The organism is Vibrio sp. 10N.222.49.C9 (assembly GCF_041474985.1).
In the GTDB taxonomy this organism is placed as follows: domain Bacteria; phylum Pseudomonadota; class Gammaproteobacteria; order Enterobacterales; family Vibrionaceae; genus Vibrio; species Vibrio crassostreae_C.
On record NZ_JBFRVD010001502.1, the window covers coordinates 1 to 298 of the forward strand.

Below are 298 nucleotides of genomic sequence, written 5' to 3' on the forward strand. Positions count from 1 at the left end.
TATTTGTACATTGATGCCATTGCTATCGCCATGTTCTCCATTCAAGGGGTTGAGAAGGCATGGGACTTGGGATTTGGCCTGCCTTTAGGTCCTATTATCATGGGGGTATTAACGGCCATTGGTGGTGGCGTCGTGCGAGATATGCTGCTTCAAAGACCCACCTTATTTCTTAATAAGGAACTCTATGCCATTCCTGTGGCTTTAGGATGCACTTTCCACGTCACTGTATTGGCACTAGCGCCCGCACTGTCTTACATCAGCTCGGTTTGTGCCATAGGCCTGGTTATCTATATTCGTT

At 47.3% G+C, this 298-nt stretch carries 1 protein-coding gene; it reads left to right on the plus strand.

Annotated elements, in window-relative coordinates; translation table 11 throughout:
- A partial coding sequence (locus AB4585_RS28945) for a trimeric intracellular cation channel family protein (protein WP_372172235.1) occupies nt 1-298 on the plus strand: 298 nt, incomplete at both ends.